11 protein-coding genes and 1 pseudogene are annotated in these 15,052 nt (G+C 47.1%); 9 read left to right on the top strand and 3 right to left on the bottom strand.

The genetic code is table 11. From position 1 onward, the window contains the following. Positions 1 to 234: pseudogene (locus JGK07_RS29265) on the top strand (hypothetical protein); the annotation flags it as partial. A gap of 81 nt (positions 235 to 315) precedes the next feature. Beyond that, positions 316 to 1,710: a HEAT repeat domain-containing protein gene (locus JGK07_RS29260; RefSeq protein WP_293226312.1), complete on the top strand. Its 1,395-nt coding sequence runs from the start codon at positions 316 to 318 to the stop codon at positions 1,708 to 1,710. Positions 1,711 to 1,888: 178 nt separating this feature from the next. Here JGK07_RS29260 and JGK07_RS29255 read toward each other — a convergent pair whose 3' ends face one another. Next, complete coding sequence (locus JGK07_RS29255; protein WP_293175109.1) at positions 1,889 to 5,305, bottom strand: PAS domain S-box protein; 3,417 nt, start codon at positions 5,303 to 5,305, stop codon at positions 1,889 to 1,891. Between the two features lie 793 nt (positions 5,306 to 6,098). On the opposite strand from JGK07_RS29255, the gene JGK07_RS29250 reads away from it, so the two are divergent. The 6 genes from JGK07_RS29250 to JGK07_RS29225 all read left to right on the top strand — a co-directional run bounded on the left by JGK07_RS29250 (position 6,099) and on the right by JGK07_RS29225 (position 12,691). Then, on the top strand, positions 6,099 to 7,088 hold the full coding sequence (locus JGK07_RS29250) for a LysR family transcriptional regulator (protein ID WP_293243318.1): 990 nt from the start codon (positions 6,099 to 6,101) through the stop codon (positions 7,086 to 7,088). A 179-nt stretch (positions 7,089 to 7,267) separates the two neighbouring features. Beyond that, entirely contained in the window at positions 7,268 to 8,332 is a 1,065-nt protein-coding gene (locus JGK07_RS29245) for an anthranilate phosphoribosyltransferase family protein (protein ID WP_293191814.1), read from the top strand. A gap of 137 nt (positions 8,333 to 8,469) precedes the next feature. Then, entirely contained in the window at positions 8,470 to 9,075 is a 606-nt protein-coding gene (locus JGK07_RS29240; RefSeq protein WP_293191811.1) for a molybdenum cofactor guanylyltransferase, read from the top strand. A gap of 73 nt (positions 9,076 to 9,148) precedes the next feature. Continuing rightward, positions 9,149 to 10,348: an aminotransferase class V-fold PLP-dependent enzyme gene (locus JGK07_RS29235; RefSeq protein WP_293175101.1), complete on the top strand. Its 1,200-nt coding sequence runs from the start codon at positions 9,149 to 9,151 to the stop codon at positions 10,346 to 10,348. A gap of 628 nt (positions 10,349 to 10,976) precedes the next feature. Further along, positions 10,977 to 11,321 (top strand): DUF6717 family protein, encoded by a 345-nt coding sequence (locus JGK07_RS29230; RefSeq protein ID WP_293175099.1) that lies wholly within the window; start codon positions 10,977 to 10,979, stop codon positions 11,319 to 11,321. A 17-nt stretch (positions 11,322 to 11,338) separates the two neighbouring features. Beyond that, complete coding sequence (locus JGK07_RS29225) at positions 11,339 to 12,691, top strand: LCP family protein (RefSeq protein WP_293175097.1); 1,353 nt, start codon at positions 11,339 to 11,341, stop codon at positions 12,689 to 12,691. 56 nt (positions 12,692 to 12,747) lie between these two features. On the opposite strand, the gene JGK07_RS29220 is transcribed toward JGK07_RS29225, so the two are convergent. Further along, on the bottom strand, positions 12,748 to 12,873 hold the full coding sequence (locus JGK07_RS29220) for a hypothetical protein (protein WP_293175095.1): 126 nt from the start codon (positions 12,871 to 12,873) through the stop codon (positions 12,748 to 12,750). Between the two features lie 24 nt (positions 12,874 to 12,897). Here JGK07_RS29220 and JGK07_RS29215 point away from each other — a divergent pair, with 24 nt between their 5' ends. Then, a complete protein-coding gene (locus JGK07_RS29215; RefSeq protein ID WP_293175093.1) occupies positions 12,898 to 13,407 on the top strand; it encodes a pentapeptide repeat-containing protein in 510 nt (169 codons plus the stop codon). Between the two features lie 264 nt (positions 13,408 to 13,671). Here JGK07_RS29215 and JGK07_RS29210 read toward each other — a convergent pair whose 3' ends face one another. Beyond that, a complete protein-coding gene (locus JGK07_RS29210; RefSeq protein ID WP_293175091.1) occupies positions 13,672 to 14,925 on the bottom strand; it encodes an S-layer homology domain-containing protein in 1,254 nt (417 codons plus the stop codon). Positions 14,926 to 15,052 lie beyond the last annotated feature (127 nt).

Here is a 15,052-nt window from a genome sequence, read left to right as displayed (position 1 = left end):
TCTGGAAAGCGCGTTAATCGTGGATTATATCGGTCAAAAGATGGAAGCAAAATTAATGCAGACTGCAATGGCGCTGCGAACATTTTGCGAAAAGTAGCGACAACTTTAGGGCTATGCCTAAAAGGAGTCAGTAGGGGCGCTTTGATTTCGCCTTTGAAAGTTCGCATCTGGACTCTTCAAGAATCCCCGTCCCGGAGCGGGCTGGGGAGTATCAAATTAATCTCAAATGATTGATAATTTTAGCAAAAGATTGCTGAAAAGTCTCTGGCATTCTGCGCTAGCTGTCATCTACCTTCTTGAAGCTAAATTAAATTTATGTCTAATATTTTAGAAGAAGCCCAAGTGGCTGCCGATCGCCAAAACTGGCCTCTTTTAGTTGAATGCTTGCAGCAATTGACAGCAAACGGTAGTCAGCAGCCGGAAGAACATATTTTAGAAAAGGCTGTCAGTTTAGCAATCGCAGCCTTAAAATGGGGGGATTTTCAAGACCGCTGGGAAATTGCTAAGGTATTGCCCAATCTGGGAAATGGCGCGATCGCACCTTTAATCGCCTTGCTTGAAGACGAAGATGCAGATACAGAGCCCCGGTGGTTTGCCGCCCGCATCCTCGGAAAGTTCGTGAAGCCTAGCTATCCCAAAGGCAATCGCCCGGAAGTGATGCAAGCTTTAGTAAAATTAATCGAAAATTCTGATGAAGAATTGAGCCAAATTGCGGCGGAAACTCTAGGAAATTTCGGCACGAGTGCGATCGAATCCCTGACAACTCTCCTACAACAAGCAGACTCGCGACAGTTTGCTACAGCAGCCCTCGCCCAAATTCGGCGCCCCGAAATTATCCCACCGCTGTTGAGTGTAGTCACGGATTCTCAAGTTGCGGTGCGTGCTTGCGCTATTGAGGCGTTGAGTAGTTTTCACGACTCTCGGATTCCGTCGGTACTGGTAGGTGCACTCAAAGATCCGGCGACAGCAGTCAGAAAGGAAGCGGTGCGGGCTCTTGGGGTGCGCGCCTATTTAGATGCAGAATTAGATTTAGTTAAGTTGCTCAAACCTTTGCTTTGGGATATCCGTTTAGAAGTTTGTCAGGAGGCGGCGATCGCAATTGGGCGACTGAAAACCGATGCTGCGGCGGCGGCTTTATTTGAATTGTTGCGATCGCCCGCAACTCCCCTTGAATTGCAAATCGAAACTGTGCGTGCCCTCGGCTGGAGTGAAACCGCTGCCGGTTTAGAATATTTGCAAAAAGCGCTGATCTGGCGATCGGCTGCTGATTTAGAAGGCGAGGTATTGACAAGTAATTCTGCAATTCCAATTATCGATGAACACCGATTAATTCAAAACAAGAATCCTGCTGTTTGTCAAGAGATTGTCACTGTTTTGGGGCGAGTGGAAAAGCCGGAATTAAAAACCAAAGCTGCTGAAATTGCGATCGATTTGCTAGAGGGCAATCATCCCGCCGTGCAGTCTTCCCAAATCAAACAATCTTTGGCTTTAGCGTTAGGACAATTAGGAGATATCAGAGCGGTAGATGTGTTGATTCAACTGTTGGCAGATGCCGATAACAGCGTCAGACTGCATAGTTTATCAGCACTCAAACGGCTGGGTGGGGGAGAGGTTCGGCAGCAATTAGCAAGTTTAGTCGATCGTCCAAGTCTCGAACCCAGATTAAAACAGGGAATTGCGATCGCCCTGCAAGAATGGCAAGAGAATTAGGATGCAATAGCAGAATTAAGAAAAGACGGCGAATAGAATTCGCGACTACACAAACGATGTCCGCCTCCGCGGACTGAAGAGGATAAGGTAATTTCAACCGGACACTCTTTAACCCGCGGAGGCGGGTTTTGTCTGTTTAGGCGCGGTTTCAACCGCCGTCTGTCTTCTTCTGTCTTCTTTACCTCTTTTCAATAGGCAATCGCACCCCGAAAGTCGAGCCGAGTCCCAGGCCGGGACTTTGGGCCCAGACAGTGCCGCCGTGGAGTTCCACGAGATGGCGGACGATCGCCAATCCGATTCCCAGCCCGCCGTAATTGCGTGTATGACTGCTGTCAGCTTGGCGGAAGCGATCGAACACAAACGGCAAAAACTCCTTGCTGATGCCAATTCCCGTATCGCTAACGGCGATCGTCACAGAGTGAACCGGAGACGGAGACAACATGGCACTACCAGCCGATCGCGGTTCCCCCTCCTCCGAGAGCCTGATTTCCACGCTACCGGACGGTGGCGTAAACTTAATGGCATTCGAGACCAAATTCCACACTACCTGCTGCAAACGAGTAGCATCGCCCCTCACCAAGCTCACCCCTTCGCCATAAAAAGTCGCCAATTCAACTCCCCGAGCTTCAGCATCAGGGGCGAGCGCTTTGACTGCGGTTTCTACAATCGGCACCAAATCCACGGGGCGCAGCTTCAAACATACTTTGCCACTCACAATCCGGGAAACGTCCAGCAAATCCTCAATCATCTGAGTCTGCAACCGCCCGTTTCGCTCGATCGTCTCCAAACCCACAGCCGTTTTTTCGGCACTCAACTTGCGCTGTCGCAGTATCTGGGCCCAGCCGACAACTGCATTCAGAGGCGTCCGCAACTCGTGAGAAAGCGTTGCCAAAAACTCGTCTTTAATCCGGTTGGCCTCCGCTGCTTCCCGGTAAAGCCGCGCATTATCGATCGCCACCGCCGCATCCCGCGCCAAATCCGAGAGCAAAATCAAATCGCCCTCGCCGCAGCGGCGGCCGGACTCTCCGCACAGCAACGAAATCGCTCCCAGCGTCCGCCCGCGAGCGATCAGCGGCACGCAGATTGCCGACAGCGGGTTCTGGTAGCACAGCACTTCCAACAGTTCGTTGTCCGACAGCACCGCCTCGATCGCCCAATGCGGTATTTCTGGGTAGAGCTTCGATTCTCCAGTCCGCAGCACCTTTGCTACTCCGTGGCGTCCCTGGGGGTCTACCGGCAAACGGCGATTGATTTGCCACAACAGAGCGACTTTGCTCGGATCTGAGTGAGCAACTGCTTGCAAGCCGATCGAGCCGTCGGCCTCGATTAAATGCACGCAGCACCAATCCCCCAGCCCCGGTACTGCTAAATCTGCCAAATCTTGCAGCGCCTCTTGGTAATTCAAAGAAGCCGATGACAGCACAGCCAAAGCTCGGGCGCGCAAATCCGCTGTTTGGGCCGATCGCTGGCGATCGTCAATATCAGTAGAAGTCCCGAACCACTTGAGGATGTTTCCGTCAGCGTCCCGTACTGGCATGGCGCGACCCAGATGCCAGCGGTAAACCCCGTCAGATGCCCGTTTCAAGCGGTATTCCACCTCGTAGGTCTCCCCCATCTGCACCGACTCATTCCAGCGTTCCAGGGAATTTTTCAAGTCATCTGGATGCACCACTGGCTGCCACCCCCAGCCTTGAGTTTTTTCTAGGGTCAAACCGGTGTATTCAAACCAGCGTTGGTTGTAGTAGTCGATCCAGCCGTCAGGCCAAGCAGTCCAAACTATTTGGGGGATAGTTTCAGCGAGGATGCGGTACAACTGTTCGCTGGCTTCGGCTGCGCGGCGGGCGGTTTGTTCCCGCGCCCAAGCCTGATTTCGCTGTTCTTCGGCCTCTTTGCGATCGCTGATGTCGCTAATCACGCCGATCCATTTCCACGGATGGCCTTGTTTGTCAAGAACTACTTTGCCCCGATCGATCCAGTGGAGCAAGCCACCACCGGAGCATTGCACGCGGTATTCCTGAAAAAATGGGGCAGTCCAATTGTCTGGCGCGCTCAAATATCGATCGACTGCGGCCTCGATTTGCGATCGGTCTTCCGAATTTAAAATACTGTTCCAAGCTGCTCTCGTCCTCGGAAATCTGCCTTTTTCGTACCCCAAAATTTCATCTACACGACCAAACCACAGCACGATACCGGTCTCGATATCCCATTCGTAAATCAAATCGCTCGCACTTTCTGCCGCAATCCGAAACCGCTCTTCTGACTGTCGCAGCACTTCCATAAACTTAAAGCGTTCCGTCACGTCCAAAACCAGAGACAGCATCGAGATCAACTGTCCAGAATCGCTGTAAAAAGCCGAATTGTGCCACTCGCAATGCACCAAAGAACCCGACTTATCATAATTGCTGTTGCGAACGACATTGCACCGTTCGTGTTGGTTTTTCAAACTCTCAATTGCCGCTTGTACATCTTTCACATCGCCGTCAAAAATAAAGTTCCATTCGCTAAAATGCTTGCCTAAAACTTCTGTTGCCTTCCACCCAAAAATCTTTTCAGCAGCCGGAGACCACCCACTGAGGCGAAAATTTTCATCCCACTCAATCACAGCTAGGGGCGTATTTTCAAAATGAGAAGTGAGTTTTTGCAGGGCGTCGCGCAGGGATGCTTCTACTTGCTTGCGGTCAGTAATATCGCTAAAAGAAATAGCCATGCCATCGCCCAATTTAACGGTCACAATCCGAAACCAGCCCACAATGCCTTCGCTGTTGTAAGAAATCTCAGTATTGAGGGGAATTCCTGTTTCTACAACTTGCACGTAACGATCGAACAAACCGCTATCTTGATGACCGGGCAGGACTTGCAGCAATCGCTTTCCGACCATTTCTTCAGGAGTGCTTTGCTGAATTTTTGCCGCAGCGGGATTGACGTATTCCCATTCAAAATCGACAATTTTAGAGCCGTCACGAATGCTGCGAAACACGTTAAATCCGTCTAGAGATAATTCCTGAAAAGCGCGAAAGCGTTCTTCGCTTGCTTGCAGCTTGTTGGCAATTTCCAGCAGGAGTTGTTGGACTCCCTCCGACTGCGCTATTTCTAGGAGCAATTGCTGGTTAATTGGCCCGAGTTCGCTGCTGGGGGATGGGACGGGATTTTCAATGGTACAGCCAGCTTGCGGTCGATCGGCCTTTTGACTTTCCAGCGCTGTATTTGCTGCTAATTGTGTCGCCCGCGTCACCGCCAACACTTGAGAAAGCGAGGGCATCAATTGGGCCACAGCCCACACAGAAATGATAGCGGTAACGGCGGCGAGCAAACTTGACAGCGCGTAGCTGGGATGAACCAGCATCGAAACTTGCATCAGGTGAGTTGTCCCACCGCAGAAAAACCCGAGTCCCAATAGGATAAAACCCTTGCTTGCAGGCACATACCGCTGCTTCCTGGCAAAGTAGATCAGCATCGCTGGAATTGAGTAATAAGCCAAGGCAATTAACAAATCGCTCACCGCGTGCAGTCCCATTAACTGCAATTGCCACTCTTCCCATCCACCTTGGGGCATAAAATTGTGCTTAAATGACATAATCTTAAGAAAATTCTGCATTTCGCCTTTCCTGTGCGATCGATCGTACTTGCACTTGTGTTGCTGACCCGCTAATTCCTAGTCTATACACAAAAAAACAGAAAACAACAGTGACTTTAGGCAGGGATGAAAGTTCATCGGAGGTTTCAAACGGGCGGCAAGATTCGGACATTTATTGACAGTAATAGGGAGAGCCAGGTACTATAATCTTGAAAGATGTACGATCTAAAATGCTAGCTTTTAACTTTTAATCTTACATACAAACAAGTTAGCTAGAGTGATTGAGGAAACCCCTATGACAGTGCAATTCATTAAATCTGTTGAGTTACAAACTTAAAAACATCGAACGCTCAACTTTGCTGAATTAAATCGTTTTATCAATCAAGTTTTCCAGTCATATAATGGATTTAATTGGGAGCATCTCAGTTTTGCATTTACAGTGCTGTCGGGAGCTAAAAAAAGTTTCGTAGTACGGACTTCAGTCCGCTCTTTAAAAAATGCAGTGCTGTCGGGAGTTCAAAAAAGGTTCGTAGTACGGACTTCAGTCCGCTCTTTAAAAAATGCTTCTTGCAAAACAGAGATGCTCCCATTTAATCTCAGAGAATGGAATAGTCTAAGTCTAATTTAGCCTAATAAATCCTGACCGAGCAAATTAATTTGTAGAGCCAAGCATCCGCGCCTCTAGAACCAGAATCCAAACTAATCTGCACCTGTATCAAGACGTACTAAATTATTCTACTAAATCGGTTAAGGTCTCTAATGTCTCTGACGATCTCCCAGTCAAAGTTCTCAAACCATCTCGAATTAAACATCCATGCGCTTAGAGCAGCTTCAAGCATTTCTTTCAGTTGCTGAAACCGGTAGCTTTCAGCAAGCAGCCCGGAAGTGCGGCGTCACCCAATCGACTATTAGCCGTCAAGTGCAGGGACTTGAAGCGGAAGTGGGTTTGTCGCTGTTTCACCGCACCGCCCACGCCAAGCTGACAGTGGGAGGGGAACGCCTGTTACCTCACGCTCGCAAAATCTGTCAGAGTTGGCGAAATGCTGCGGTCGAATTGGGAGACTTGCTGGCGGGAAAACAGCCGGAACTTTGCGTGGCTGCGATTCACTCGGTTTGCGCTGCTTATTTACCGCCTGTGCTGCAAAGGTTTTGTCGCAGCTATCCTGAGGTGCAGTTGCGCGTGACATCCCTGGGAAGCGATCGAGCTTTGAAAGTTCTCAAAGACGGTTTGGTGGACATCGCGGTGGTGATGAACAACCGCTATTTTACTCAAGCCCCGGAAATGTTGGTTGAGGTGCTCTACAATGAGCCGATCGAGGTATTAATGGCCGCGAGTCATCCCCTGGCCCAGTACGATCGAGTACCTTGGCCGGAATTGATTTGTTACCCGCAAGTGGTGTTTAAGGACGGGTACGGAATGCAGCGCATGGTACAAGAGCAATTCGGACGCATCGGTGCTAAACTTCATGCTGTTTTGGAACTCAACACTCTCGATGCTTTTCGAGGCGTGGTGCGCCAGGGAGAATTGATTGCTTTGCTGCCGCATTCAGCTTTGCTAGACGCTAAGGCCGATCGCACTTTAGCAATTCGATCGATCGCTCTTGAGCGCCCAAATTCCAAGGTTTCGGCGATCCTCTTCGAGGGCTTCGCTAACGGACAATCGGCGATCGATCCGACTTGGACTCGCGAAGTGGTGTTGGTAACAACTCACGATCGAATGCAAATTCCGCCGATCGCCCATTTCTGGAATCTGGTACGGGAACTTGTACCACCATGTGATGTCATCAAAGTAGTAAAATCCTGAAATTAATACCTGTTTATAATTGAGATTTGAAATTTGAGATTTTAGGGCGTTACGAATAACCAATAACGAATAACCAATAACGAATAACGAATAACCAATAACGAATAACCAATAACCAATGCCCAATGCCCAATGCCCAATGCCCGATGCCCAATGCCCAATGACCAACTTCAATAATTATGAGTGACGCATTTAGAGAATTGCTACGAAAAATTGGCAGTGGAGTACACACAGGAGAAAACTTAACTCGATCGCAATCAGCAGCAGCCACGCGAATGATGCTGCTAGGAGAAGCAACACCGACTCAAATCGGAGCTTTCATGATTTCCCATCGCATCAAACGGCCCACCGGCGAAGAATTAGCCGGAATGCTGGATGCTTACGAAGAATTGGGGCCGATGCTTGCCCCTCCCAACCGAGAAAAAGGATTTGCCGTTTCTAGCGTCGCCGTGTTTGGCGTAGCCTACGACGGGCGATCGCGCACCGCTCCAATTAGCCCAATAACCGCCCTAATATTAGCCGCCTCTGGCGTCCCAACCGTCATGCACGGAGGGGAGACAATGCCAACCAAAGAAGGCATTCCCCTAATCGAAATTTGGCGCGGTTTAGGAGTTGACTGGAGAAAACTCCGTTTAGAAAAAGTCCAGCAAGTTTTTAACAGTACGGGTTTAGGTTTTGTTTACCTTCCCAAGCATTTTCCTCAAGCCGCGAGTTTAGTGCCCTACCGCCGCGAAATCGGCAAACGGCCGCCTTTTTCGACAATGGAATTGATGTGGTGTCCCTGCGCCGGCGACGTTAACGTCATCTCAGGCTACGTGCACCCGCCTACAGAGGGTATGTTTCAAGCAGCCTTTGAGTTGCGGGGAGTCAAAAATTATACCACAGTCAAAGGATTGGAGGGCAGTTGCGACTTGCCGCGCGATCGAACTGCAATTATCGGCATTGCTAAACCGGGCGCCGAGTTCGAGCGAGTGCTTTTAGCCCACGGAGATTACGGTTTTAGCAGTACAAATCCCGCCTTTGAATCAGCATCTGAGTTATTCAAACAAATGCAGGAAGTTTTGTTAGGAAAACCCTCAGAAATGATGCAATCTGCTATCTGGAACGGCGGATTTTATCTGTGGCGCAGCGGAATTTGTTTGGATATGGACTCTGGTTTGATTGAGGCAGAAACCTTATTAAGCAGCGGTCAAGTAGTGCAAAAACTTGAGGAAGTTAGCAAAGCCGTTAGTGCTTTGAATTGAGCACAATCAATCAGGTTGAGTGCTAATGACAGTTGACAGTTGACAGTTGACAGTTGACAGTTGACAGTTGACAGTTAACCGTTAACTAATGACCAATGCCCAATGCCCAATGCCCAATGCCCAATGCCCAATGCCCAATGATTAACCATAAAATAGCAGTAATTGTGCTCGCAGGCGGTCAAAGTTCGCGGATGGGTACAGATAAATCTCTCCTAGAAATTGAGGGTAAAAGCCTGTTGCAGCGGGCGTGTGAGGTTGCAGCAGCCTTAACGCCAGAAGTGTATGTTTTGACTGCTTGGCCCGATCGCTATCGATCGACCCCAACCCAAAAATCCCAATTTCTGGTAGAGTACAATCCGGGTTCCGGCCCCTTAGTGGCATTAACTCAAGGACTGACGGACATTTCTGCCGACTGGATTTTGCTATTAGCTTGCGATTTGCCCTTATTAGATTCCCGAATCATTGATAATTGGGCGAGTAAGTTAACAGAGTTTCCCCCATCTACCTTAGCAGTTGTCCCCTATCAAAATTCGCGCTGGGAGCCATTATGCGGTTTCTACCGCAAACAATCTCTGTCCAGCTTGCAAAGTTTTATTGACAAAGGGGGACATTCATTTCAACAGTGGTTAAATCAAATCCAAGTAATCCCTCTACCCGTAGGGGAACGAGAAGCAGTCATGCTATCGAATTGCAATACACTAGAAGAATTTGAGCAATTAAAAGGTAAAATGGTTGACAGTTGACAGTTGACAGACTAATGACTAATAGGGTTCGCGAGCGGGGACGCTCGCACTAATAACTAATGACTAATAACTAATGATTAACGAATATTGGTTACTCGATCGCGAAATCACATTCCTCAACCACGGTTCCTTTGGAGCCTGTCCGATTCCCGTACTGGAAGCGCAAACCAGTTTTCGAGAACAACTGGAAAGAGAACCATTGCGCTTTTTAATGCGGGAATTTGAGCCGCTGTTAGATAACGCCAGAAATCAGTTAGCCACCTTTATTGGTGCAGGCGAAGAAGAATTAGCCTTTGTGCCGAATGCTACCACTGGAGTCAATGCCGTTTTGCGATCGCTCTATTTTAGTCCGGGCGACGAATTGCTAACCACAAATCAGGAATACAACGCCTGTCGCAACACACTAGATTTTATCGCAGAGCGCACAGGCGCCAAAGTAATAGTAGCAGAAATACCATTTCCCATTGAATCGCCAGAACAAATTATTGAAGCAATAATTAAGTGCGTTTCCCCGCAAACAAAATTAGCCTTATTAGACCACATTGTCAGCCAAACAGGTTTAATTTTTCCCATCAAACAGTTAGTCGGCGAATTAGCTAATCGCGGCGTAGATGTATTAGTAGACGGAGCTCACGCACCGGGAATGGTAGCACTGAATTTAGAAGAAATCGGCGCCGCTTACTACACAGGAAATTGCCACAAATGGCTGTGCGCGCCGAAAGGTGCAGCTTTTCTGTACGTGAGGCGAGACAAACAAGATAGCATTCGGCCAACTACCATCAGTCACGGCGCCAACTCACCGCGCGCCGACAAATCACGCTTTCAACTAGAATTTGACTGGATGGGAACAGTCGATCCAAGTCCCTATTTGTGCGTACCTGTAGCCATTGATTTCATGGGTTCTTTGTTGAGTGGCGGCTGGCCGGAATTGATGGCAAAGAATCATGATTTAGCATTGGCTGGGAGACAAATATTAGCAGATAAATTAGATTTGCCGCTGCCTTGTCCCGATGAAATGGTAGGTTCTATGGCTGTTATACCACTAGCCGACGAACAGCCTGACGCCGCTGCAACGGGTGGAATTCCACCATTGCAAGAGGTGCTGTGGCAGATTTTTAAAATAGAAGTGCCGGTTATTCCTTGGCCAGATTCTAGCAAGCGGCTGGTGAGGATTTCAGCTCAATTTTATAATACCTTGCCACAGTATGAATATTTAGCGAAAGCGCTAGCTGAGCTAACAGGAAATTCAGCGGGAGATTCCCAAAAAACCTAAACCTTAACTATAGTAATCCTCAAAAAAAAGGTACGTTGTTGGGCTTGGGCCCTCCGAAAAAAGGTACGTTGTTGGGCTTGGGCCCTCCGAAGATTTGTGATCTACCAACTTACCCAACAACAGCTTTTACCAAATATACCTAAATACGCTTGGATTAAAGCTTTCAAATGAGTTTAATCTCACGAATTTACAGGAAATACAAGCATCTTTTAGCAGCCTGACTATTCTTAAATGAACCGTATTGGTCTACAATCTACGGTAAGAGGGCTGAAGCCCAACAACGTACCTTATCTTTCTGAGAGCCACTATATCAAAATAAATATTGCAAAAAATTATATTTAAAATATTCACTATCTAAAATTAAGCAACTAATACGAATCCTAAAAAAACTGGCAAAATATTATAAATAGTATGCGAGCATCTGTAGGGATACGACAATACCGTCTAGTTCACAGAACTGCGAGTTTTAATAATTGGTACAAGATTAAGAATTGTAGCAATTTATTTTAAATTAGCATTAAAACACGGTACGAAAATCGGATTTTACACAACTTCCGCTGCACCGAATATAATGTATCAAGACTTGTATTTATATCCCCAAAAAACAAAATAAAAAGAGGAGAATACGATGTCAAATGCCATGATGGTAATTTTCCCCTATCGCGAACAGTACACCTGGGTTTTTGACGACGAGCGAGCCGGACTTGTCCGAGAACCATTTGTTCAGGGCGTCCCCGAAATGATTAACGTACTTGTCGCAGACATTCCCAACGCCGCTCAAGGTTTCCGACTATTATTTTCAGCCAATCCATTTCCCGGATATCAAGCAGAAATGGCTTGGTTTAAAACAGAATACGGCGGAAACTGGTATCGGTGGGAAGCCGAAAATCTCGAAGGCTGGCTTTGTCCGGCTTTGTTTAAATACTTTCTAGAAGCACCGCCCAAGTTTTATTGCAAAGCTGAAAAAATGTAATAATCAAGAGCAAGTCAATGAAAAACTTGTCAATCTTTAAGAGAAACTTTGTTAAACCAGCCGATCGCAAATCTAGACAAAAGCTCAAATTAGCACTATGTATATTTGGGCTATTTGTGCTAATTGTCACAGCAGCCATCTCCGCAGGACTCGGGGCAATTACCGCCCTCTTAGCACCCGTGGAACCGCAAATGATTAGCAAAGTCCTAGACGCTACAGGCTTTAACTATATATCATCCAACCGCTCTGGATACCGCCTCTCGCGGCCTGTTAATATCTTAATCCTCGGAATTGACCGCGTACCCGGATCTGTCCCCAATTCCCGCAAGATTTTTAACGGCCGCAGCGATACAATACTCTTATTCCACCTCGATCCTAGAGAGAAATCTATTAGTTTGCTTTCAATTCCGCGAGATACAAAAGTCGAAATTCCCGGAATTAGCTTCAGCAAAATTAACGAAGCAAATGCCAGAGGAGGAGCAGTTTTGGCGGCGCGATTGGTGAGCACTATCGCCAACAATGCAACAATTGAAAGATACGTGCGAGTCAGCAGCGTTGCGTTTCGGGAATTAGTCGATTTGTTGGACGGAGTTGAGGTATTTGTACCTCGGGCGATGTCCTATACAGATAAAGCCCAAAAGTTAAGCATAAATTTAGCACAGGGATGGCAAAATCTCAACGGAGAAGAAGCAGAACAATTGGCTCGATTTCGCAACGACGGTTTGGGAGATATCGGCCGAATTGGGCGACAGCAATCTTTAATTCAAGCTATTCGCAACCGCCTCGCAAGTCCATCAGTATTGGTGCGATTGCCACAAATTGTGCGATTGATGCAAAAATATGTAGATACAAACCTAAATTTTGAGGAAATATTGACGATCGCAAATTTCGGTTTGCAATTGGAGCGAGATAATTTTAAAATGGTGATGTTACCGGGACGCTCTAGCTCATCACAAGGGGATTTGAGGAGTTATTGGATTGTCGATGTTGCTGGGCGCGATCGCATTATGACACAATATTTCAAACAAGGCGCAGCGGATTTTGCCCAAGGGCGAAACGCCAATCCCAGCCAGCCGGTTTCACCCAGCAGCCTCAAAATCGCCGTCCAAAATGCTTCTAGCAACCCAAAAACCGCCAAAACCGTCGCTGAATTTCTCAGAAAAAAGGGCTTTTCTAACGTATCTGTAGTCAAAGATTGGCCCGACAAGCAACGTCAAAGTCAAATTATTGTACAGCAAGGCGATTTAGAAGCAGCAAATCTTCTGCAAAAAACTTTAGGCTATGGTAAAATAGAAGCATCTTCTACTGGTGAAATTGAATCTGACTTGACACTTCGCGTCGGCGAAGATTTGGTAAAGCGATTTAATTAGTTATTAGTTATTAGTTATTAGTTATTGGTTATTAGTTATTGGTTATTGGTTATTGGTTATTGGTTATTTGTTGCTTGCAATGCCCTGTTTTCCCTTCTTCCCAATGCCCAATGCCCAATGCCCAATGCCCAATGCCCAATTCCCCATTCCCAATTCCCCATTCCCAATTCCCAATTCCCCATTCCCTATTCCCTATTCTCATCATCATGAAAAGTCTATTCCGAATTTTACTGAGCCTAATTATAAGTGTAGTGTTAGCCTTTGGGTGGGTAATGCTGAGTGCTACTCCGGCATTTGCGCTACCAAAAAAAAATATTAATTACACAAATATTAACTTGTCCGATCGCGATTTCTCCAATTCTGACTTAGCGGGCGGAACATTCGTCGCCGCCGAGATGCGGGGAACCAACTTTCAAGGCGCTGATTTAACCAATGCGATTTTGACTAAGGGAGTTTTGTGGAAGGCCAACTTGTCAGGTGCAAATCTGTCCGGTGCTTTAGCCGATAGAATTACATTCGACGGCGCTAATTTGACGAATGCTAATTTCACCGAAGCAATTATGACTCGAAGTCGTTTTTTTGATGCAGCCATTTCCGGGGCTGATTTTACCGACGCAATTATCGATGCTTATCAAGTAACAATGATGTGCGAAAAAGCCGATGGTGTCAATCCCGTGACGGGAGTTTCTACGCGAGAAAGTCTGGGATGTTCGTAGAAATTTTGATTTAAATAAGGCTGACGCGCCAGGGCGAGAAACCGGGTTTCTACGAGTTTTTTGGTTTAGTAACAATCAATCTCCAAAGAAACCCGGTTTCTGAGTTCAGCCTGTACACTCTTCGGCTAGAAACCGGGTTTCTACGAGTTTGTTAGTTTAGTAACAATCAATCTCCAAAGAAACCCGGTTTCTGAGTTCAGCCTGCATCACTTACATCCGTTACGTTCGCTACATCCCGCATATTGCTCGTTGCGGAAATTCCTTTTATCGAGCGCGACAAATGCCTGTATTTGCAGTACCCAATACCAAGTCAGAATTCAACAATAAATCTAAATCAGTGTCGGGATTAACAGCATACAAATCGACTTTATCTCGACCCAAAAATACCCCAACCAAAGTACCGACTCCTGCGCCGCCGAGTACCTCTTCAGTGGCGATCGCCCGATCGCCCGTAACTCCCGCAATCGCCGCCGCCGCTGCTGCACCCAAAGCCGTGTTCTTAATCAGATTACCAACATTCACGCCCTTAGTCACAGTTTCTTTGCGAGTAATCACCTGCGAAGTAGCATTCAGAGGAACTCTGCTACCGTTGATGATACTTAACTCTTGCGCCACAAACTGAACGCCCTCAGCAGTCGATCGCAATTCGCCACTAATTTTCGAGCCTTCGGGTATCATAACCTTGCCATTACTTCCTGCGATATCCGCAGCCACAGTCAGCGTAATCGGAGACTTGTCATTGGGGGCGAGCAAAATTTTGCCTTTGGCGTACTCGATGGGAATAGTCACCCCGCTGGGGATTTTCACAGCAACACTCTGGCCAATATCAATCTTAGCAATGTAAGGAGAATTAATTGCTCTTGCTTGATTGGTACTGACTAATGTTTGATAGATAAAAGCAGCTACTTCCGCCCGCGTGGCTGACTGGTTTGGCTTCAGGGATTTAGGATTGGGATAGCTGACAACCAACTGTTTTTCAGTAGCAGCAGCCACACTTTTCACAGCATAACTTTGAATTTCACCCGCATCATTATAGTAGCTGAGAACATCTTGAAAATTGCAAGCAGGCTCATAACCCAGCCCGTTATTTAAAGCCACTACAACTTGAACGCGAGGAATCTGCTGTGATGGCCTGAAAACATTGCCGGGGTAGCCAGACATCCATCCCATTTCATAAGCTTCGGCGATCGCCCCCCGCGCCCAAAAATTAGACGGAACATCGACAAAACCTATAGCAGCGCGAGTTTTCGCCTTTTTCACAGAACGGATCATTGCCGCGAATTCCGCCCGCGTTACCAGTGCATCCGGGCGGAAAGTGCGATCGGGAAATCCTTTAATAATTCCTCTTTCTGACAAATCTTGAATAAAGTCTTTCGCCCAATAGTTATTACTAACATCCGAAAAAGCTGTTTGAGCAAAAGCAGGCGCAGGAGTCAGCATCGGCGCTGCGGTTCCGGCAACAGTTGCCAATGTTAATATAACAGATGTGCCGAATTTAATGCGTTGAAATACAGACATTTTTGATTCTCCAATTTACACAAGTTTTTTATTGAGAAAAAAGCAAGCCTTTGTCCGGCTATTTATCGTTGATTGATTCTTGCCTAGCTTGCTCTTGTGCTCAGTGATGTCATCATTATTAAATGCT

It is taken from the genome of Microcoleus sp. PH2017_24_DOB_U_A (assembly GCF_020738205.1).
Taxonomy (GTDB): Bacteria; Cyanobacteriota; Cyanobacteriia; order Cyanobacteriales; family Microcoleaceae; genus Microcoleus.
Note: the sequence above shows the minus strand (reverse complement) of the source record. Positions and strands in the feature narration are given on the sequence as shown.

Coding starts and splice junctions, on each gene's coding strand:
- JGK07_RS29260 (WP_293226312.1), top strand. CDS start 316: ATGTCTAATATTTTAGAAGAAGCCCAAGTGGCTGCCGATCGCCAAAAC.
- JGK07_RS29255 (WP_293175109.1), bottom strand. CDS start 5,305: ATGCAGAATTTTCTTAAGATTATGTCATTTAAGCACAATTTTATGCCC.
- JGK07_RS29250 (WP_293243318.1), top strand. CDS start 6,099: ATGCGCTTAGAGCAGCTTCAAGCATTTCTTTCAGTTGCTGAAACCGGT.
- JGK07_RS29245 (WP_293191814.1), top strand. CDS start 7,268: ATGAGTGACGCATTTAGAGAATTGCTACGAAAAATTGGCAGTGGAGTA.
- JGK07_RS29240 (WP_293191811.1), top strand. CDS start 8,470: ATGATTAACCATAAAATAGCAGTAATTGTGCTCGCAGGCGGTCAAAGT.
- JGK07_RS29235 (WP_293175101.1), top strand. CDS start 9,149: ATGATTAACGAATATTGGTTACTCGATCGCGAAATCACATTCCTCAAC.
- JGK07_RS29230 (WP_293175099.1), top strand. CDS start 10,977: ATGTCAAATGCCATGATGGTAATTTTCCCCTATCGCGAACAGTACACC.
- JGK07_RS29225 (WP_293175097.1), top strand. CDS start 11,339: ATGAAAAACTTGTCAATCTTTAAGAGAAACTTTGTTAAACCAGCCGAT.
- JGK07_RS29220 (WP_293175095.1), bottom strand. CDS start 12,873: ATGGGGAATTGGGAATTGGGAATGGGGAATTGGGAATGGGGAATTGGG.
- JGK07_RS29215 (WP_293175093.1), top strand. CDS start 12,898: ATGAAAAGTCTATTCCGAATTTTACTGAGCCTAATTATAAGTGTAGTG.
- JGK07_RS29210 (WP_293175091.1), bottom strand. CDS start 14,925: ATGTCTGTATTTCAACGCATTAAATTCGGCACATCTGTTATATTAACA.